Origin of the sequence: Mesorhizobium sp. M1307, from assembly GCF_040318155.1 — a bacterium.
Classification (GTDB): domain Bacteria; phylum Pseudomonadota; class Alphaproteobacteria; order Rhizobiales; family Rhizobiaceae; genus Mesorhizobium.
Window position 1 is genome coordinate 130,576 of the sequence record NZ_JAMYLR010000002.1, and the last position, 19,874, is coordinate 150,449.

At 63.8% G+C, this 19,874-nt stretch carries 20 protein-coding genes and 1 tRNA gene; 10 read left to right on the forward strand and 11 right to left on the reverse strand.

Features of this window, described 5'->3' with window-relative positions:
• Positions 1-71: 71 nt before the first annotated feature.
• Positions 72-740: a DUF1007 family protein gene (locus tag NKH16_RS04690; protein ID WP_352742033.1), complete on the forward strand. Its 669-nt coding sequence runs from the start codon at positions 72-74 to the stop codon at positions 738-740.
• On the forward strand, positions 737-1,897 hold the full coding sequence (locus tag NKH16_RS04695; RefSeq protein WP_352821197.1) for a nickel/cobalt transporter: 1,161 nt from the start codon (positions 737-739) through the stop codon (positions 1,895-1,897). Before NKH16_RS04690 ends, NKH16_RS04695 begins: the two co-directional genes overlap by 4 nt.
• A gap of 25 nt (positions 1,898-1,922) precedes the next feature.
• Here NKH16_RS04695 and denD read toward each other — a convergent pair whose 3' ends face one another.
• The 4 genes from denD to NKH16_RS04715 all read right to left on the reverse strand — a co-directional run bounded on the left by denD (position 1,923) and on the right by NKH16_RS04715 (position 4,952).
• A complete protein-coding gene (denD, locus tag NKH16_RS04700) occupies positions 1,923-2,900 on the reverse strand; it encodes a D-erythronate dehydrogenase (protein ID WP_352898511.1) in 978 nt (325 codons plus the stop codon).
• Between the two features lies 1 nt (position 2,901).
• Positions 2,902-3,108 (reverse strand): hypothetical protein, encoded by a 207-nt coding sequence (locus NKH16_RS04705; protein ID WP_352742037.1) that lies wholly within the window; start codon positions 3,106-3,108, stop codon positions 2,902-2,904.
• 62 nt (positions 3,109-3,170) lie between these two features.
• Positions 3,171-4,154, reverse strand: a complete 984-nt coding sequence (locus NKH16_RS04710; RefSeq protein ID WP_352742038.1) for a cation diffusion facilitator family transporter — start codon at positions 4,152-4,154, stop codon at positions 3,171-3,173.
• Between the two features lie 111 nt (positions 4,155-4,265).
• Positions 4,266-4,952 carry a GNAT family N-acetyltransferase gene (locus NKH16_RS04715; RefSeq protein WP_352742040.1) on the reverse strand — a complete coding sequence of 229 codons (687 nt, stop codon included), beginning with the start codon at positions 4,950-4,952 and terminating at the stop codon, positions 4,266-4,268.
• Between the two features lie 83 nt (positions 4,953-5,035).
• On the opposite strand from NKH16_RS04715, the gene NKH16_RS04720 reads away from it, so the two are divergent.
• Together NKH16_RS04720 and NKH16_RS04725 are read left to right on the forward strand one after the other, a co-directional pair.
• On the forward strand, positions 5,036-6,220 hold the full coding sequence (locus tag NKH16_RS04720; protein ID WP_352465831.1) for a pyridoxal phosphate-dependent aminotransferase: 1,185 nt from the start codon (positions 5,036-5,038) through the stop codon (positions 6,218-6,220).
• Positions 6,221-6,242: 22 nt separating this feature from the next.
• On the forward strand, positions 6,243-6,623 hold the full coding sequence (locus NKH16_RS04725) for a YciI family protein (RefSeq protein WP_352742042.1): 381 nt from the start codon (positions 6,243-6,245) through the stop codon (positions 6,621-6,623).
• A gap of 23 nt (positions 6,624-6,646) precedes the next feature.
• On the opposite strand, the gene NKH16_RS04730 is transcribed toward NKH16_RS04725, so the two are convergent.
• Positions 6,647-7,402: an SDR family oxidoreductase gene (locus NKH16_RS04730; RefSeq protein ID WP_352742044.1), complete on the reverse strand. Its 756-nt coding sequence runs from the start codon at positions 7,400-7,402 to the stop codon at positions 6,647-6,649.
• Positions 7,403-7,623: 221 nt separating this feature from the next.
• Positions 7,624-8,370 carry a tellurite resistance TerB family protein gene (locus NKH16_RS04735; protein ID WP_352488764.1) on the reverse strand — a complete coding sequence of 249 codons (747 nt, stop codon included), beginning with the start codon at positions 8,368-8,370 and terminating at the stop codon, positions 7,624-7,626.
• Between the two features lie 271 nt (positions 8,371-8,641).
• Between NKH16_RS04735 and NKH16_RS04740 the strand changes: the two genes are divergently transcribed.
• A complete protein-coding gene (locus NKH16_RS04740) occupies positions 8,642-9,001 on the forward strand; it encodes a YybH family protein (protein WP_352742046.1) in 360 nt (119 codons plus the stop codon).
• A gap of 22 nt (positions 9,002-9,023) precedes the next feature.
• Here the strand turns inward: NKH16_RS04740 and trhO are convergent, their stop codons facing one another.
• The gene (gene trhO / locus NKH16_RS04745) at positions 9,024-9,944 is read right to left on the reverse strand and encodes an oxygen-dependent tRNA uridine(34) hydroxylase TrhO (protein ID WP_502894797.1); all 921 of its coding nucleotides are present in this window, start codon (positions 9,942-9,944) and stop codon (positions 9,024-9,026) included.
• An 18-nt stretch (positions 9,945-9,962) separates the two neighbouring features.
• The gene (locus NKH16_RS04750; protein ID WP_352588071.1) at positions 9,963-10,124 is read right to left on the reverse strand and encodes a hypothetical protein; all 162 of its coding nucleotides are present in this window, start codon (positions 10,122-10,124) and stop codon (positions 9,963-9,965) included.
• Here NKH16_RS04750 and NKH16_RS04755 point away from each other — a divergent pair.
• Entirely contained in the window at positions 10,114-10,752 is a 639-nt protein-coding gene (locus tag NKH16_RS04755; RefSeq protein WP_352448209.1) for a 2-dehydro-3-deoxy-phosphogluconate aldolase, read from the forward strand. The two genes, NKH16_RS04750 and NKH16_RS04755, sit on opposite strands and share 11 nt — an antisense overlap.
• Before the next feature lie 51 nt (positions 10,753-10,803).
• Here the strand turns inward: NKH16_RS04755 and NKH16_RS04760 are convergent.
• The 3 genes from NKH16_RS04760 to NKH16_RS04770 all read right to left on the reverse strand — a co-directional run bounded on the left by NKH16_RS04760 (position 10,804) and on the right by NKH16_RS04770 (position 14,773).
• A tRNA-Gln gene (locus NKH16_RS04760) sits at positions 10,804-10,877 on the reverse strand.
• Positions 10,878-10,982: 105 nt separating this feature from the next.
• Positions 10,983-12,836: a peptidoglycan L,D-endopeptidase MepK gene (mepK, locus tag NKH16_RS04765; RefSeq protein ID WP_352742050.1), complete on the reverse strand. Its 1,854-nt coding sequence runs from the start codon at positions 12,834-12,836 to the stop codon at positions 10,983-10,985.
• A 359-nt stretch (positions 12,837-13,195) separates the two neighbouring features.
• Complete coding sequence (locus NKH16_RS04770) at positions 13,196-14,773, reverse strand: sigma-54-dependent transcriptional regulator (protein ID WP_352448211.1); 1,578 nt, start codon at positions 14,771-14,773, stop codon at positions 13,196-13,198.
• Between the two features lie 152 nt (positions 14,774-14,925).
• Between NKH16_RS04770 and NKH16_RS04775 the strand changes: the two genes are divergently transcribed.
• From NKH16_RS04775 to NKH16_RS04790, 4 genes are all read left to right on the forward strand, one after another.
• The gene (locus tag NKH16_RS04775) at positions 14,926-16,761 is read left to right on the forward strand and encodes a M3 family oligoendopeptidase (RefSeq protein WP_352821167.1); all 1,836 of its coding nucleotides are present in this window, start codon (positions 14,926-14,928) and stop codon (positions 16,759-16,761) included.
• Positions 16,762-17,152: 391 nt separating this feature from the next.
• Complete coding sequence (locus NKH16_RS04780) at positions 17,153-17,962, forward strand: helix-hairpin-helix domain-containing protein (RefSeq protein ID WP_352742054.1); 810 nt, start codon at positions 17,153-17,155, stop codon at positions 17,960-17,962.
• 155 nt (positions 17,963-18,117) lie between these two features.
• Complete coding sequence (locus NKH16_RS04785) at positions 18,118-19,263, forward strand: aminodeoxychorismate synthase component I (protein WP_352448214.1); 1,146 nt, start codon at positions 18,118-18,120, stop codon at positions 19,261-19,263.
• Positions 19,212-19,874 (forward strand): aminotransferase class IV family protein, encoded by a 663-nt coding sequence (locus NKH16_RS04790; protein ID WP_352898522.1) that lies wholly within the window; start codon positions 19,212-19,214, stop codon positions 19,872-19,874. The genes NKH16_RS04785 and NKH16_RS04790 overlap by 52 nt, the downstream gene beginning before the upstream one ends.

A 19,874-nucleotide genomic window follows, 5' to 3' on the forward strand; every position in this document is an offset into this window, starting at 1 on the left:
GCGGTCCCATTTTCGCCCGCTTTCTGGTAACTGTCGGCAATTCACCGAAGCCGATTGAATCGCGACCGAGAATGCACCTGAAACGGCAAGCAATGATGCTGGCTTCGGCCTTGACCGCGACGTTTGCCGCCGTCGGACCGGCTGAGGTGCATCCCCACGTCTTCGCTGAAGCCCGCCTCGAAGTGGTCCTCGGCCCGGATCACCAAACTGTGAAGGCATTGCGCCATGTCTGGCGCTTCGATGATTTGTTTTCGAGCACGGTGATGATGGAGTTCGACAAGAATTCCGACCTGAAACTCGACGACAAGGAGCTGAAGGATGTCGCCGATACCGTCCATGCCTCGCTTGCCGAATTCAACTATTTCCAGCTCGTCACCGTCGACGGCAAGGACGTGGCAATGACTCCGCCGCCGCATTTGATGGCCAATTTCGACAATGACCAGTTGATCATCCTGTTTGAATCTGAACCGAAGGTGCCGATCAAACTGAGCGGCAAGATAGATATCGGCGTCTACGACCCGACCTTCTACACCGCGATCGATTTCACCGAGGATGCTAATCTGCAGGTCGATGGGTTGCCGCCGACCTGCACCAGCAAGGTTGTCCGCCCAAACCCGGACGAGGCGATCGCCGAGAACCAGAAGACCCTGACCGATGCCTTCTTCAATGATCCGACGGGCACCGACATGAGCAAGATCTTCGCCACCAAGCTCGAACTGACCTGTCAGCCGGAAGGATAGATCCAGTGACGAAACCGTCCCTGCGTTTGGCCATCGGCCTTCTGGCCGTCGCCTTTGTGATGACGCACTTCCTCGGCTCCGCCCACGCCCAGAGCTCGCTCGGCATCGGCACCAATGACGGCATGGCTCCAACCGCCACCGGCCCGTTCGCCCACATCCTGATGTGGATCAATCTGCGCCAGCAGGAATTCTATCATGCGCTTGCCGGCGCAATGAAGGCGATGCGCCAGGACGGTAGCAAGTTGTGGCTGCTCATCGGCCTGTCCTTTGCCTATGGCATTTTCCACGCCGCCGGCCCCGGTCACGGCAAGGCGGTGATCTCGTCCTACATGGTGGCCAATGAAGTGGCGCTCCGGCGCGGCATCATGCTGTCCTTCGTCTCGGCCCTGCTGCAGGCGCTGACCGCGATCGTGGTGATGCTGGTCGCCTATTTCTTGCTGCGCGGCACTGCTGTCTCGATGACAGACGCCGCATGGTTCCTCGAAATCATGAGCTATGTCTTCGTCACTCTGTTCGGCGCCTGGCTGCTTTGGCGCAAGGCAGGCCCGGCCATCCTTCGCCTGTTCGGCGCAAATCCGGGCTACAGCCTCTCGGCTGCCCATGCCGGCCATTCACATGCCGGCCATGCGCATTCCGCGCATGCCCATGCGGCACATTCCCACGCGCTTCATGCACATGACCACCACGATCATGCGCATGACCATCACGATCACGGCGCCCACGACCACCACCACGCCCATGCTGCGCACGATCACCACAGCCATGCGGCGGGCGAGGTCTGCGAGACCTGCGGGCACTCGCATGCGCCCGACCCGGCGCTGCTTTCCGGTGATCGCTTCGATTGGCGCACGGCCTGGTCGGCGGTGGCTGCCGTCGGTATCCGCCCCTGTTCAGGCGCGCTGATCGTGCTGAGCTTCGCCTTGCTGAACGGGCTGTGGTTCGGCGGCATCCTTTCGGTGCTGGCCATGGCGCTCGGCACCGCAATCACCGTCTCGGCCTTGGCGACGCTTGCGGTGACCGCGAAGAACTGGGCGGTGTATTTCGCCGGCGACGGCCGCATGGGCAACCGCATCCATTCCTTCGTCGAGATCGGCGGCGCCGCCTTCGTCTTCCTGTTCGGCCTGCTGCTGCTCTCGGCCAGCCTGACTGGCGCCTGACCTCGTTGCGTCCGATCGGGGCGCTTTAACTAGGGATATTGCCCCCCAACTCGTCCTCGATATGGACGCGGATGATCTCGTCGAAGCTCGTTTCGGCGGCAAAGCCAAGCTCCCTCGAGCGCCGCGCCTCGAAGCGCGTCGGCCAGCCCTTCACGATCGCCCAGATCGTCTCGTCGGGCTCCTCGCGGATCAGTTTCACCGCCTTGGCGCCGGCGACACGTTCCAGCGCCTCGATCTGCTCGCCGACGGTGACGGCGACGCCCGGCATCGTCAGGTTGCGGCGCGGGCCGACGGCACTGCCCTCGATCTGAGCCGCATGGATCAGGAAATTCACCGCCGAACGCGGGCTGGCGTGTGTGTGGACGACCGAGCGCGGCACCGGCAGGATCGCTTCATGGCCGCTCAGCGGCTCGCGGATGACACCGGAGAAGAACCCTGAGGCCGCCTTGTTCGGCTTTCCCGGCCTGACGCAGATGGTCGGCAGCCTGATGCCGATGCCGTCGAAGAAACCGCGGCGCGTATAGTCGGCAAGCAGCGCCTCGCCGATCAGCTTCTGCGTGCCGTACGAGGTCAGCGGCGTCGGGTGGAACTCGTCCGGAATGATCTCGGGAAACGGTGCGCCGAACACGGCGATCGACGAGGTGAAGACGACGCGTGGCGTATAGGCGGCCAAGCGGATGGCATCGAACAGCGCCCTTGTGCCGTCGAGATTGACGCGATAGCCGAGATCGAAATTGGCCTCCGCCTCACCCGACACCACGCCGGCGAGATGGAAGATCACGTCGGGGCGCGGCGCGACCAGATTTGCGGTCGCTCCCGGTGCGGCAAGGTCGCCGGTGTGGAGGGTAATGCTGACACCTTCGAGCACCGGCGCTTGCGGCGGCACGATATCGTGAAGATCGAGCGCGGCGATCTTGCGGCCGCCGAGCGTCCCGTCCTTGGCCAACCTGGCGATGAGTTTGCGGCCGACCATGCCTGCCGCGCCGGTAATCAGAATGCGCATGTCACTTTCCCTTTTTGCGCTGGCTGCGGCTACGCAGCCAAAACACGACGAAGATTGCCACCATGAAGATCGCCGCGACGACACCGGCAAGCACCGTCGAGACCTTGCCGACCGCCAGCATCACTGCTGGAAGATAATAGGCTGCGATGCCGAACAGCAGCAAAACCCAGGCGGCGCCGATCGCCGCATTGCGGGTGTCGCGGTCCATCACGCGGCGCCAGGGTGGCGAGAGTTCATGTCGATCGTTGCCAATGCCCAGAACTCCCGAAGTCAGTGATAATGGCCGCGGTGCGGTGCCGTGTCATGCGCATGCTCGTGCTCGTCATCATGCTCATGGCTGTCCGCACATCGGCCGAATTCCGGTTCGACCGTGGCATGGGCTATGCCATGTTCCGCCGTAAGCCGCTTCTTGATCGCGCTGACCGCCATATGCGCGTCGACGCCGTCATTGAGGCAGGCATGCAACGTCGCCATGTTGCTGGAACCGTCGATCGACCAGACATGCATGTGATGCACCTCGCGCACGCCCTTGACTGTCGCCTCGATGTCCCTGGCGATCAGGTCGCGGTCGAGGCTTGCCGGCACGCCTTCGAGCAGGACGTGGGCGGCTTCGCGCATCAGCGACCAGGCCGTGGACAGGATCAGCAGCGCGACAAGCACCGACAGGATCGGATCGATAGGTGTCCAGCCCGTCGCCAGGATCACCAGCGCCGCCACGATCGCCGCCGCCGAGCCAAGCAGATCGCCGAGCACGTGCAGGATGGCGCCACGCATGTTCAGGCTATCGCGGTCGCCGCCATGCAGCACGAAGAAAGAGCCGATATTGACCGCAAGGCCGGCGATGGCAACGACCAGCATCGGCCCGCCGAGCACGGGCTCAGGCGTCAGCAAACGCCCCCAGGCCTCGTAGATGATCCACAGCGCGATGGCGAAGATGGCGATGCCGTTGGTGTAGGCGACCAATGTCTTGACCCGGCCGAAACCATAGGTGAGGCGCACGGTTGCCGGCCGGCCCGCGAGATGGAAGGCATACCAGGCAAGGCCGAGCGCAATGCAATCGGCAAGCATGTGGCCGGCATCCGCCAGCAGCGCCAGCGATCCCGTCAAGAGACCGCCAAGCGCTTCGACGACCATGAAGCCGGCGGTCAGGCAGGCCGCGATCAGCACGCGCTTCTTGTCGGTCGAGCCATGCACATGCCCGGCACGGTGACTTTGGTCGTGGCCCTGCACAGCATGGTCGTGGGTATGCGCCATCTATGAGCTCCTGCTAGAGCCTGATCCATCCCGGCAGAATCGGGATGGAGGCTCTATCTTTTTAACCATGATCTTACCCGAAAAATCGAATTCCACTTTTCGGGATCATGGTCAGGCGCCGAACTCAGCGCGAAAATCCTCGAGCCGCCGCCTCTGCTGGCCATCGCTGTCGAAATTAGCCGGATCCAGCCACGCCTCATAGGCTCTGCGCAGATCAGGCCATTCCCTGTCGATGATCGAATACCACGCGGTATCGCGGTTTTCGCCCTTGACCACAAGATGCTGACGGAAAATGCCTTCGAACTTGAAGCCGAAACGTTCCGCCGCGCGCTTCGACGGCTCGTTACGGTTATTGCATTTCCATTCGTAGCGGCGGTAGCCAAGCTCGTCGAAGACATACTTCATGAACAGGAACTGCGCTTCCGTCGCCGCCGGCTTTCGCGAGATCAGCCGGCCCCAATAGATGTTGCCGATCTCAATGACGCCATAGGTGGCGTCGATGCGCATCAGCGTCTGGCGCCCGGCGACCTTGCCGCTGGCCTTGTCGATGACCGTGAAGAACAGCGGGTCTTCGCTGGCTTCCGCCTTGTCCAGCCATGGCTGGAAGGCGGCACGGCTCTCCGGCGGGTAGTCTGGCAGCCAGGCAAAGCGGCCGTCGACATCGGCCACCGACGAGGCCTCAAACAGGCCGTCGCCGTGCTTTTCGGCGTTGAGCGGCTCCAGCCTGACAGTTCGCCCCTCCAGCACCTTGCGTTCGGGCCGCGGGCGCGGTTGCCAATTCTTGAGATTTTCCGACACCGAAAACTCCAATCCGTTTGACTTTTGCGGGCGGACGCTCACAAAAACGCACGCTCGCTGAAAGAACCACACGGACAGGAAAAATGCTCCACACGATTTCGGCCTTCGACCGCCTCGGCGAGGAAAATGCGTTCGCAGTGCTGGCGCGCGCCACGGCACTTGCCCATCAGGGCCGCGACATTGTCAATCTCGGCATCGGCCAGCCCGACTTCAAGACGCCGCAGCACATCGTCGAGGCCGCGATCAAGGCGCTGCGCGACGGCCATCACGGCTATACGCCGGCCAACGGCCTGCTGGCGACCCGCGAAGCGGTGGTCCGCCGCACGCTGGCCACTACCGGCGTCGAAGTCTCGCCGGAAGCGGTGATGATCCTGCCCGGCGGCAAGCCGACCATGTTCGCGGCGATCCTGATGTTCGGCGAGCCGGGTGCCGAAATCCTCTATCCCGATCCCGGCTTTCCGATCTACCGCTCGATGATCGAGTTCACCGGCGCTGCCCCCATCCCGGTGCCGATGCGCGAGGAGAACGGCTTTGCCTTTTCGGCCGAGGAGACGCTGGCGCTGATCACGCCGAAGACCAGGCTGCTGATTCTCAACTCGCCGGCCAATCCGACCGGCGGCGTCACGCCGCGCGCCGAGATCGAGAAGCTGGTCAAGGGGCTGCAAGCGCACCCGGACGTCGCCATCCTCTCCGACGAGATCTACGACGTGATGACCTATGACGGCGAGACGCACTGCTCGCTGCTCGCCTTCCCCGAAATCCGCGACCGGCTGATCGTGCTCAACGGCTGGTCGAAGACCTGGGCGATGACCGGTTGGCGCATGGGCTGGTCGATCTGGCCGAATGGCGACAAGGGCGCGCATCTCTACGACAAGGTGCGCAAGCTAGCGGTCAATTGCTGGTCCTGTGTCAACGCGCCGAGCCAGTATGCCGGCATTGCCGCCATCGACGGCCCGCAGGACGATGTCGACAAGATGATGCGCGCCTTCGACCGCCGCAGGAAGGTCGTGGTCGAGGGGTTGAATGCCTTGCCCGGCGTTTCCTGCATTACGCCGAAAGGCGCCTTCTATGCCTTCCCCAATGTTTCCAAGACCGGCTGGAAGGCCAAGAAGCTCGCCTCGGCGCTGCTCGAGGATGCCGGCGTGGCGCTGATCGGCGGCCCCGATTTCGGCATTCTCGGCGAAGGCTATGTCAGGCTGTCCTACGCGAATTCCGAAGAGAACATCCTGCGCGCGCTGGAGCGGATCGAGGCGTTCCTGGCGAAGTGAGGACGACGAAAGGAGACGCCAGATGTTCTATGCCATTCTTGCCTATCACGAGGAAGCAGCGATCACGGCACTGACGCCTGAGCAGGATGCGGCGCTGATGACCGATCTTCTCCAGATCAACGATCGGCTCTACCGGCAAGGCACCCTTGGGCCGGCGGCCCGGCTCGGCGCGACACAAGACGCCTGCACCTTGCGCGGGCCAGGCACCGGAATGGTTATCGACGGCCCCTTTGCCGAGACCAAGGAACAATTGCTGGGGCTCTATGTCGTCGACTGCGCCAACCGTGACGCCGCTATCGACATTGCGCGCGACCTTCGCCGCGTCAATCCGACCGCCGTCTACGAAATCCGCCCGATTTCGCTCTATCTTCCCGGCGTGCCGCTTCCGGTCACCCGGCCCTGATTTAGGACCGGGTTGAGATTAATTTAGCCTCGCCCGACAAACGGCATCTTCGTCGCCATCACGGTCATGAACAGCACGTTGGCGTCGAGCGGCAGGCTGGCCATATGGAGGACCGCATCGGCGACGCGCTCGACATCCATCACCGCTTCGGCGGCAATGGTGCCGTTGGCTTGCGGCACGCCGACCGTCATCGCCTGCGCCATGTCGGTCAGCGCGTTGCCGATGTCGATCTGACCGCAAGCAATGTCGAAGGGCCTGCCGTCCAGCGCCAGCGTCTTGGTCAGCCCGGTGATGGCGTGCTTGGTCGCCGTATAGGGCACCGAGCCCGGCCGTGGCGCATAGGCCGACACCGAGCCGTTGTTGATGATGCGGCCGCCCATCGGCTGCTGCCTGCGCATGGCGCCGAACGCGGCGCGAGCACACAGGAACGAGCCGGTGAGATTGACCCCGACGATGTCGTTCCACACGTCGACCGGGATGTCGTCGATCAATGTCGATTTGTAGCTCGTGCCGGCATTGTTGAAGAGCAGGTCGACGCGCCCGAAAGCCGCCGCCACCGTCTCGAACAGATCGTCGACCTGATCGGCCTTGCTGATGTCGCAGGCGAAGGCCAATGCCTTGGCCTGCGTCGGCCCGGCCGCGGCGATCGCATCCTCCAGCACCGGCTTGCGGCGACCGCAGAAGACCGTATCCCAGCCGGCCTTGAGCAGCGCCGTGGCGACGCTTTTGCCGATGCCCGTGCCGGCGCCGGTGACGATGGCGGTTTTATAGTCGGTCATGGCTGTACTCCCTGAAAGGGATGAGGCATCGCAAATGACGGGAACCATGGCAAGCCGGCCCAAAGCCTGTGCTCACAAAAAGGGCGGCCGTTGGCGACCGCCCCTGATCCGAACCGGGCATGGGAGGAGGAAAGCCGATCCGACTGACTGAAATCATGCGCTCACCGGATTAACGAGAAGCTAACGCCAACGGCGCTGAGCTCCGAGGCTTCCTCTTCGAGCTACCAGCGCGAGCCTGCGACCGGCTTGGCCGTGCTGCCCGCTGCCGGCACCTTCGCCGCCGTCACCGTCGCCTCGACATGGTCGACCAGCGCATCCGGCAGGCCGAGACGGCCGGCAAGCAGGTCGAGATAGCCGCGTTCGGCCCGCGTGTCCGGATCGATGGCAAGACGCGAGGCGGTGTAGAGTTCCAGCTTTTGCGCATCGGTCTTGGCCCCGGCGATCAGCACATCCAGATCGAGCGGCGCCTCCAGTTCCGACATCAGGAATTTCTCCGCTTCGGCGCCGACGCCGGCGAGGCTGAGCTTGCCGGCGATCTTCTGCCGCTCTTCGTCATCGACGTGACCGTCGGCCTTCGCCGCCGAGATCATCGCCCTGACCAGCGTCAGCGTGAATTCGTCTTCGCCCTGCGGCGCTTGCGACGGATGGAAGGCGGTATCGGCCGGCGGCGGCAGCAATTCCGGTTCGCCTGCAGCTTGCGTCTCGGCCGGCGCGTTGCCGTTCTTGTAGTTCTGGTAGGCCTTGTAGGCGAGGCCGCCGATCGCAGCCAACCCACCAAGCTTCACCGCCGCACCGGTGACCTGGCGGCCGGGGCCGGTTCCGAGCAGCACCGCAGCCAGCGCACCGGCGGCAAGCGGATTGTCCTTGGCCATCTGCACCGCCTGCCCGGCCTTGTCGCGGACGGTTGATCCGGTGCCGGGAACTTGCGAGCCGAGCAGATCGTCGAGGAGCTTCTTGGGATCGAACATCAATGCCTCCAGAATTGGCCCGGCCAAAGGCGCGCGGGCAGGGTTTGCACGTCGAAGACCTAGGTCCCGCAGTTTGACATTACAATGACGCGGTGCATCCTTTTGCCCGCTGCCACGCATGACGTTGCACCGACATCTGCTGGGATTTCACGCGGAAATTATAGTGCTGCAGCCTCCATCCGCGTCAAAAAACGCGCGGCGCTGTGGACATTGGACGTGTCGAAACCGCCCCCGACTAATGTCGCGGCATGTCGCTTGGGAGGAGCCTGGCATGACCGATGAGACAGACCGCCAGCCGGCACGCGACCCCCAGGAACTGGAGCGCCTGTTGATTTCACGGCAATGGGTCGGAGACATTGACGGCATGGCAGCGCTTTTCGAGCAGCATGCCGTCATCGACAGCGGTGGCGGACAACTGACGTTCGGCCGCGAAGCCATCCGGGGGCTGTTCGCGGAGATCACCGCAACCGGCCGAAAATTTCAGTCCGGAGATCAGCGCCCGGCTGTCGTCAATGGCGACCTGGCGCTCACCTCGACCCGGCTTCCCGACGGCACCATCACCACCGAGGTCGCGCGCCGGCAGAGCGACGGGACATGGCTGTGGGTCATCGACCGCTTCTCTGTTGCTTGACGTTAAGTTGCTTAACGTGAAGCTAACTTCCGATGTGGCGGTCGCCGCGTGCTTGCGCCAGCTCGACCTGGTGCTGGCGCTCGGCGTAGCGGGCGCGATCTTCGTCCGAGCGGGCATCGAAGCAATGCGGGCATGAAACGCCGGTAGCATATTGCGGCGACAGCCGGTCTTCCGCGGCTAGCGGATGCCGACAGGCGCGGCAGAGTTCGGCCTCGCCTTCGACCAGCCCGTGCGATACCGAAACGCGCTCGTCGAAGACGAAGCATTCGCCTTGCCAGAGGCTCTGTTCGGCGGGCACGTCCTCGAGATATTTCAGAATGCCGCCCTTGAGGTGGAACACATCCTCCAAACCGAGCGACTTCACATAGGCCGTCGCCTTCTCGCAGCGTATGCCGCCGGTGCAGAACATGGCGACCTTGCGCCCGTCGAGCTCGTGCCGATGCCGCTCGACCCAGGCCGGGAATTCGCGGAAGCTGTTGGTGGCGGGATCGACAGCGCCCTTGAAGGTGCCGAGCGACACCTCGTAGGCGTTGCGCGTGTCGATGACGATGGTACCCGTATCCGAGATCAGTGCATTCCAGTCGGCCGGCGCGACATAGGTGCCTGCACCTGCCGCCGGATCGATATTCTCCACGCCCACGGTGACGATCTCGCGCTTCAACCGCACCTTCATGCGGTGGAACGGCATCGTTGCGGCGCTGCTGTATTTGATCTCGAGGCCGGCGAGACCGTCGATGGATTCGAAATGATCGATGAGCGCGGCGATTGCCGTTTCACTGCCGGCGACCGTGCCGTTGATGCCCTCACGCGCCAACAGCAGCGTGCCTTTGATGCCGCGTGCGCAGCAGAAGGCGGCGAGCGGCGCGCGCAGCGCCTCGAAGGTGTCGAGCCGGGCGAAGCGGTAAAGCGCGGCAACGCGGAAGGCTTGGCTGGGCAGTGTCATCACCAAGCCACTAAACGCTCACGACAGCCGGATCAAGGCAGAGCCGGGTGCGGTCTGATCGCGGAAGGTTTCGAACACCACGCGTGACATCGCGACACGCCGCGTTTCGTGGACAGAAAAACCGCCTTCTGCTAACCGGTCGACTTGATCAACAGAGGAGAGACGACGAATGCCCAGCACGACCGAAAAGCTCCTGTCGCTCCTCAACGGCCAGCCGGTCATACCGGTGCTGAAGATCGCCAATCCCGCCGACGCGGTGCCGCTGGCCCGGGCGCTGGCCAGCGGTGGCCTGCCGGTGATCGAGATCACGCTGCGCACCGCCGACGCGCTGGAGGCGATCCGCCGGGTGGCAGGCGAGGTCGAAGACGCCGTCGTCGGCGCCGGCACCATCCTGGACGCCCGGCAGTTCGGCGAGGCGGCGGCCGCCGGCTCGAAGTTCATCGTCAGCCCCGGCATCACCCGCGAGCTTCTCGCGGCAGCCAAGGACAGCGACGTGCCGTTGCTGCCCGGTGCCATCACGCCGGGAGAGGTCATGGCCGCCCGCGAAGCCGGTCTGCGCTTTCTGAAATTCTTCCCGGCCGAACAGTCGGGCGGCATTGCCTCGCTCAAGGCTTTCGCCTCGCCGCTTGCCGACGTGAAATTCTGCCCGACCGGCGGTATCACCGGCAAGAACGCCGCCGACTACCTCAGCCTGCCCAACGTCATCTGCGTCGGCGGTTCCTGGGTGGCGCCGGACGAGCTGGTCAAGGCCGGCAAATGGGACGAGATCGAAGCCTTGGCGCGCGCGGCAAGCAAGCTCGGGCGCTAGCATCTTCTGCATCAAAAGTCGCCGCCGATCTGGCCGATCTGGTTCGCAGGCTGGTTCCCGCTCATGGGCTCGAACCACGATTCACGCCTTCAAAGGGCGCTGTCCTACCATTAGACGAAGCGGGAGAATGCCGACCAGTGGTTAGCATCCCTGGATGAAGGAAGCCAGTGCCGGCGGTGGAGGCCGCGCGGGGTGCCAGCGCAGCCTTTACGATATTTGCCCAGCGCGGCCTACTCGGTCTTGAAGCGGGCAACCGACATGAACTTGACGGCTTTGCCGGTGAACCGGTTTGCGTCGGCCATCTCGTTGCCCGGTTGGAAGCCTATCGTATAGACCTCGCTCGGTGCCGTACGGACGAAGTCGTAGGCGTAGCGCGGCGCCGTTGTCGCATCTGAAACGGTTGCGACATACTCACCGCTGTGCAGCGCCCAACGGGCGGCCTGCGGCGCGGCGGCGACCACCACCGGCTTGGGGCCGGGCTTCAGGTCGCGGGCGGTGGCCCTGGGTTCCTTGCGTGTGGTCTTCACGCCCGCTCCGATGACGGCCGCCGGATCGGAGCCTGCCCGGCGGGCAACGATGGCCTCGCGCGGCGATGCCCCGTCGCTCGATGCCCCGTCGTCGCTCGCCGGTTCCTCGAACACCGATGCTTGCTCGGAAAGCGACGCGACCTTGTATTCGTCGGTCGCGCTGACCCTTTCCAGAACGGCCTTGACCTCGTCGGGCTCTGAACTGTCGGGCCGCGCCGACGGCAATACCGAGAATGCGTCGGTGGCGGTGTTGCTCCGCTCGGCCGCACTCGCCAGCGCCAGCAACACTTGCTTGTCCTGCGGCGCAAGACCCGCCGGCGAAAGATCGGCCGGCAGCGAATGATCGGGCCGCCAGCTCGGCACGGGAATGTTGTTTGCAGCGACCTGCGCCGGGCCGGCCGCAGCAGACGGGTCTGCTATGCCGAACGGAACATTTGCCGGCGCCACACTTGCCGGCGCTTGCGCGGTCGCCACCGCCTGTTCAGTCGATCCAGCCGCATCCGCCACGCCGAACGGAACGTTCTCAGGCGGCTGGGCGCCGACGTCCGTCTTCGGGCGCGGAGCAAAATCCGGCAGCGGGATGCTGCGCGCAGGCAATGCCGCGATGATCGTCTCCGGCGTGTCGTTCTCCGGTTCAGGCGCAGGCGCCGGAGCATCGGCGACTTCCGGAATCTGAGCGCGCTTGGCATCCTGAGGCGCCACGATGGCAATGCCAGGCAGGTTGCTGCTCTTGGCGGACGGCGCCGGCTTCACGTTACGGGGCTTTGGCGCCGGCTCGGCCATCGCCACGTCGGCGCTGTCGTCCGCCTCGTCGTCGCCACCGCCGAAGAGGGCTGCCAGGAACCCACGGGATTTTTTGGCACCGCCGCTTGCGCTGGCGAGTTCGATGGCCGGCGCGCCGGCGCCCTTGCGGGCTTTGTAGGAGGCGAGGGCCTGTTGATAGCCAGGCAGCGGCTTGCCGTCGCTCGGCACATGCAGCGTCTTGCCGTTGGGGAACACGCGCGCCAGTTCCTGGCGGCTGATGCCGGGCCAGTGGCGTACATTGCCGACATCCATATGCACGAAGGGCGAGCCGGAGCTGGGATAGTAGCCGACGCCGCCGCCCTGCATCCTGAGGCCGACGTCGCGCAGCTTCTTCAGCGGCACGCCGGGAATATAGAAATCCATCGCCCTGCCGAGCATGTGCTGGCTCTTCTCGGCGACGCCCCTGCTGCGGCTGCGCAGCATCGAATTCGTGGCCGGCGAACGATAGCCGCAGACGACCTGGATGTAATCGGTGGCGCCGCTCTCCCGATAGGCCTCCCAGACCAGGTCCAGCAGGCGCGGATCCATCTTGGTCGGCTCGTTGCGACGCCAGTCGCGCAGGATGATGTTGATCTTTCGCAAGCCCGCCTGGTCGTAGCGCCCGTTGCGCTTATAGACGATCTCCGCCTTTTCATGCGTGTGGAGATGATAGAGCTTCAGCGAACGTGTCTCGGCGCTGGCGCCGGTTGCCGCCGCTGCAAGGAACCCGACGGCAACAATCACCGCTGCCAGCCATCTCGGCCAGACGCTCATGTGATAATGCCGCCCGTTTTTGTGTCGTTCGATTCTGTTCAAATCAAAAGGCCTTGCAGGCTGCCGTTTTGTCCCCGGATTTGACCAAACGGATGCGTGGTGTGTGCATCCGAATATCGATCCTAATGGTTAATCATCGCTTATTGAAGCCGAAATGCGGTAACACGGTGGCGATATCCCGCCAAAAATATTGCGCAGGATATCTTGGTAAACCGCTGGTTTAGATCATGTTTTGGCGCCAGCTCGAAACACGATCTGTTACCGTCCGCCTTAATACGTGAACACTGTGGCGAACACATCATTTCGACGCGCAGTTGCGTGGAATGATGTCCGGATGAGAACCGGCCTGGCCCTGTGACTCAGGAAGCGAGCCGTTCGACGCGGCCGGTTTCCGGGTCGATGCCGTATTCCTTGAGCTTGCGGTAGAGCGTCGACCGGCCGATGCCGAGGCGGCGGGCGACTTCGCTCATCTGGCCGTTGTAGTGATCGATGGCGAGCTTGATCATTTCGAGTTCGACGTCGGCCAGCGCACGCACATTGCCGCGCTCGTCGAGCGCCCGCAGCGTGCCGAAACGAGGCTTGGCTGGTGCATCGGCGTCGGCGGCTGCGATGCCGCCAGCGGCGGATATGTTGTCGCGCGGCTGGCTGCCCGAAGCCACTCCGGAAGCTGGCCACCCTGGAGTTGGCCCCCCTGAAGCTGGCCACCCTGGAGCTGGCAAGGCAATACCCGAATCGAGATTGACCGTGCCCTCGATTTGCGTCCGGATCTGCGGGAATTCTTCTTCGGTCAGCATGTCGCCGTCGGCGAGCACCGAAGCCCGGAAGACGGCGTTTTCGAGCTGCCTTATGTTGCCCGGCCAGTCATAGGCCTGCAGCATGGCAAGCGCCGCAGCCGAGATGCCTCGCAGGCGGTGGCGCGGATCGGCGGGCGCCACCTTCTCCATGAAATGCTCCACCAGATAGGGGATGTCGTCGCGACGGTCGCGCAATGGCGGCACGAAGATTGGATAGACGTTCAGCCGATAGAACAGGTCCTCGCGGAACTTGCCGTCCTTGACCTGCTGCAGCAGGTTGCGATGGGTTGCCGAGATCAGCCTGATGTCGACCCTGACGGCCGAGCGCCCGCCGACCGGATCGACCTCGCCGTCCTGTACGGCGCGCAACAGCTTGACCTGCACGTCGAGCGGCAGGTCGCCGATTTCGTCAAGGAACAGCGTGCCGGTGTGCGCTTCGACGAACTTGCCGGTATGTTTTTCGGTGGCGCCGGTGAACGAGCCCTTCTCGTGCCCGAACAGGATCGATTCGACCAGATTGTCGGGGATGGCGCCGCAATTGACGGTGACGAAGGGTTTCGAGCGGCGGTCGCCGCTGCCCTGGACGGCGCGCGCCACCAGTTCCTTGCCGACGCCGGATTCACCTTCGATCAGGATCGGAATGTTGGACGCCGCCGCCTTGCGGCCGAGCCGGATCACCCGATCCATCGCCGGACTGTGGGTGATCATGTCCTTGAATGTCAGATGGCCGCCACGCTGTCGTGACGAGCGCTTCACTTCGCCTTCGAGCGCTTCGACCTTGAGGGCGTTGCCGATCGACGCCTGCAGCCTGTCGGGAGAGGCCGGCTTGACGACGAAGTCGAAGGCGCCGTGACGCATTGCCGAAACGACGGTTTCGATGCCGCCCTGCGCGGTCTGCACGATGACGGGAATGTGGATGCCACGCTCGCGCATCGCCTTCAGCACGCCGATGCCGTCGAGCCCGGGCATCATAAGGTCTAGGATGACCACCGACACGTCGCGCGCATTGGGTCCGTCGACAAACTCGAGACCCGCCTCGCCGCCATCGGCGACGATCGCGGTGTGGCCGAATTTCGTCACCGCCGCCTCGAGCAGCCTGCGCTGCACGGGATCGTCATCGACTATGAGTATGGAAGCTGCCATGACTGATCCGACCGTGCCCGCCCGAGAATGCGCCCTATGGATCATCTTGGCACAGGGTTCTAAATAAGCTTTCAAAAAACCCGGTGAATGAATTCCTTAGGATTTGACCGGCTTCTCGTTTCCTCGAATTTTTGTGTCTGGAAGGATCGGCAATGCGCATGGTTTTTGCTCGAAAGCTGGCGGCGGCGCCCGGTCAGGGCGTGGCGGAGCTTGGCGACCTGCCGGAATGGAATCTGGCCGATCTCTATTCGGGCATGGAAGCGCCCGAGTTGAAGCGCGACATCGCCAAGGCCGCCGTCGATGCCATCGCCTTCGAGAGCCGTTGGAAAGGCACGCTCGCCGCCGAGGCCGGGCGTGGCAGCGCCGGCAGGCTTGGCGAGGCGCTTCAGGCCTATGAAGCGCTGGAGGAGCTGATCGGCCGCATCGTCTCCTATGCCGGGCTTGTCTATGCCGGCAACACGTCGGATCCGCAGCGCGCCAAGCTCTATGGCGACATCCAGGAAAAGATGACCGATGCCAGCGCGCACCTGCTGTTTTTCGCGCTCGAGCTGAATCTCATCGACGATAGCGCGATCGAAACCGCACTCGCCGCCGATCCGGCCTTCGCCCATTACCGGCCCTGGGTGCTCGATCTGCGCAAGGACAAGCCCTATCAGCTCGAAGACCGCATCGAGCAGCTCTTCCATGAAAAATCGATCACCGGGCGCGGGGCCTGGAACCGCCTGTTCGACGAGACGATGACCGATTTGCGCTTCGACGTCGACGGCGAGGAGCTGACGCTGGAGCCGGCACTCAATCGCCTTCAGGATGCCGACGGCGAGGTGCGCCGCCGGGCATCCGAGGCGCTGGCCACGACCTTCCGCAAGAATTTGCGCGTCTTCACGCTGGTCACCAACACGCTGGCCAAGGACAAGGAGATTTCCGACCGCTGGCGCGGCTTCGAGGACATTGCCGATTCCCGCCACCTCGCCAACCGCGTCGAAAGCAGCGTGGTGGATGCACTCGCCGCCGCGGTTCGCGACGCCTATCCACGCCTGTCGCATCGCTATTACGCGATGAAGGCGCGCTGGCTCGGCATGGAGGTGATGAACCACTGGGACCGCAATGCGCCCCTGCCGGAGACCCCGCAGGCGGTCATCGGCTGGGACGAGGCCAAGAACACCGTGCTTTCCGCCTACCAGCGCTTTTCGCCCGACATGGCGGAGATCGCCAGAACTTTCTTCGACCGCAACTGGATCGATGCACCGGTGAGACCCGGCAAGTCGCCTGGCGCCTTCGCGCATCCGACCGTGCCTTCGGCGCATCCCTATGTGCTGCTCAACTACATGGGCAAGCCGCGCGACGTGATGACGCTGGCGCACGAGCTCGGCCACGGCGTGCACCAGGTGCTGGCCGGCGGCCAGGGCGCCTTGATGGCATCGACGCCGCTGACGCTGGCCGAAACCGCATCGGTGTTCGGCGAAATGCTGACCTTCCGCTCGCTGCTCGAGCAGACCACCGACAAGCGCGAACGCAAGGCCATGCTCGCCCAGAAGGTCGAGGACATGATCAACACGGTCGTGCGCCAGATCGCCTTCTACGAGTTCGAGCGCAAAGTGCATGCCGAGCGCAGGAGCGGCGAACTGACCTCCGACAAGCTCGGCCAGTTCTGGTTGGAAGTGCAGGCGGAAAGCCTCGGGCCGGCGATCAAGCTGCGCGAAGGATACGAGATTTTCTGGACCTATATCCCGCACTTCATCCACTCGCCTTTCTACGTCTATGCCTACGCATTCGGCGATTGCCTGGTGAACTCGCTCTACGCGGTCTACCAGAACGCCGAGCGCGGCTTTCAGGAGAAATATTTTGCCATGCTGCGCGCCGGCGGCACCAAGCATCATTCCGAGCTTCTGGCGCCGTTCGGCCTCGACGCGGCCGACCCTGCCTTCTGGCAGATCGGGCTTGGCGTGATCAGCGGACTGATCGACGAGCTGGAAGCACTGGACAATTGATGCGCAACACTGGGTGATGCGCAACACCGGGTGACCGGGTTTTCCAGAACAGTTTAGCTGCAATGCATATTGGCGATGGTTCTATTCTTGTCTTGGATATTTGTTCTTAAATAACTTTCCATGGAAGTTTTCCGTTAGATTCCCGTAAGCTGTATGATAGCGTCCGCCCTCAAGCTCAGCCGGGCATGAATGGGTCAGGTCGGAAAATCCCGACCGGTCATGGCGTGTCGGCGGATGCGACAACGGCTGTTGGCCAGGGGCAAACCGGTCGCCGACGGCTCGATCGAAGCCGGCTGTTCTGCAAATTGCGGAACCACCATCGAATGGTCCTTCGCCGAGGTCATGGCTCTACAGGCCAGGGCGGACGGATCGGACTGGAGAGAGAAAGACAATGGGCACTTTTTTCTACATGCTCCTGGCGTTCCTGGTAGGTGTGTTGGTTGGCTGGTTCATTTGGGGACGCCTGCGTGGCGAACTCGACAGTTTGCGCGGCGATCTAGACCGCACGCGCAGCGAACGCGACAGATTGCGGGCCGATAGCGACCGTCTGACCGGTGAGTTGGATGCATGCGGCCGCGCCCGCGCCGATCTCGAACGCCGGCTGGGCGAGGCGAAAACCAACCAGGCGCCAACCGCGAAGGCGGCAACAGCCAAGGCGCCAGCCGCCAAGACCGGCGCGACCAAAGCCGCGATGCAGGCGCCGTCAAGGCTGATGTCGACATCCGCACCGGCCAAACCGGCGCCGAAGAAATCTGCAACGGCCAAAGCCGCGGCTGCGCCGCGCGCAACTGCCGCTAAACCGGCAACGCCGAAACCGGCCGCATCGAAAGCGACCACCGCGCCCAAGACTGTGCCAGTGGCAAGCAAGGCTGCGCCGGCGGCAAGCAAGACCGCGCCAGCGGCAAAGAAAGCCGCGACCGGCAAGGCAACAGCCGCGGCAGCAGGCAACGCCAACGATCTGCGTCGCCTGATCGGCATCGGCCCGACCAACGAGCGGCTGCTCAAAGGGCTTGGGGTCACGACCTATGCCCAGATCGCCGCCTGGACGCCCGACGACGTCAAGCGGATCGAGGCGACGTTGAATTTCGACGGCCGTATCGAACGTGAACGCTGGATTGAGCAGGCGAAACTGCTTGCCGCCGGCGACGAAAAGGAATTTGCGCGCCGCTTCCCGACCGCGGGAGAAGCCAGCAACACCTGATCCACCGCAGGCGGCATCTGGAACAAGGCGGCGCTCTCTGGCGCCGCTTTTGTTTTTGCCGCCGCGCCTTTGCGTCTTGAGACGCCGTTCCCTCGATTGCGCACGGTCGAGCCCCCATATAGATCGATCGCTGGCGACCGCAGCATCCGAGCCTTATGCCCCTGCCCTTTGCAATTTTCAGGAACGACGAGACCGCGCGGCAGCTCGTTTTCGACTGGCCGGCCGAGATAATCGCAGCGCATGGCGAGGCGGATTTTTTGCCGGCGCTGGAAGCCGCGCAGGCTGCACATGACGGCGGCAAATGGCTGGCCGGTTATTTCTCCTACGAGGCCGGTTACCTGCTCGAACCCAAGCTCGTTCCGCTACTGCCGGCCGGCCGCCGCGCCCCGCTTTTCTGCCTCGGCGTGTTCGATGCGCCGGTCGAGGAGACGGTCGCGCCAGGCGATCTGCCGGCTAGCAACGGCCCAATCTTCGACGCCAAGGCAGCCTGGTCTTCGGACGACTACGCCAAACGCTTTGCCAGGCTGCATGACCACATCCGCAAGGGCGACTGCTACCAGGGCAATCTGACCTTTCCGGTCCATGCGCAATGGTCGGGCGATCCGCTGGTCGCCTTCAACGCGCTGACCGAACGCCAGCCGGTGAAGTATGGGGCCCTGGTCGCGCTCGGCGATCCGATCGTCTTGTCGCGTTCGCCCGAACTGTTCTTCGAGGTGGACGCGGAAGGCATGATCGAGACGCATCCGATGAAGGGCACCGCGCCGCGCGGGGCAACAAAAGCCGAGGACGATCGCCTGAAAGCGTTCTTGCGCAACGACGAGAAGAACCAGGCCGAGAACCGGATGATTGTCGATCTCCTGCGCAACGACATTTCACTGATCAGCGAGGTTGGCACGCTCGATGTGCCGGAGCTTTTCCGCATCGAGAGCTACCCGACCGTCCACCAGATGGTGAGCCGCGTGCGGGCGAAACTCTTGCCCGGCCTCGCCATCCGCCAGATTTTCGCCGCGCTGTTCCCCTGCGGCTCGATTACCGGCGCACCGAAGATCCGCGCTATGGAAATTCTGCGCGAGCTGGAAAGTGGCCCGCGCGATGTCTATTGCGGCGCCATAGGCTGGATCGCGCCCGGCGGCCGGATGCGTTTTTCCGTGGCGATCCGCACCATCTCGCTCTTTGCCAATGGCGAGGCGGTCTACAATGTCGGCGGTGGCGTCGTCTTCGATTCGACAGCCGAAGAGGAGTACCAGGAGTGTCTGCTGAAAGCCCGTTTCGCGACGGGAACACTGCCGATTTCGAACTGATCGAAACAATGCGCTGGGAATCCGGCTCGGGTTTCCTCCGTTTCGACCGCCATCTCGCGCGGCTCTACGGCTCGGCAAGCGAACTCGGTTTCGCCTGCGATCCGCAAAGGGTCGGCGAAGCGCTGATGAATGCGGTCGGCCACCAACAGATCGCGTTGCGCACACGCCTCGTCCTGTCGCGCAAGGGCGAAGTCGCGGTTTCGGCGCAGCCTTACGAGCCGCTCGCCGCAGACAAGGTCTGGACACTTCAACTGGCACGGGTGCGGCTTGATTCGAGCGACACGCTGCTGCGTCACAAGACCAGCCGCCGACAACCCTATACGCGCGCCCGCGCCGAATATCTCGCCAGCCGCGCCGACGAGGTGCTGCTCGCCAATGAGCGCGGCGAAATCTGCGAGGGCACGATCACCAACGTCTTTGCCGATTTCGGCGACGGCGTGCTGGCCACGCCGCGGCTCGATTGCGGCCTGCTGCCTGGCGTCCTGCGCGGCGAACTGCTGGATCAAGGCCGCGCCGGTGAAGCGGTCTACACGTGGAACGAACTGAAATCGGCCAAGGCGCTGTTCGTCGGCAACTCGCTGCGCGGATTGATCCCGGCGCGGCTGGGCTGA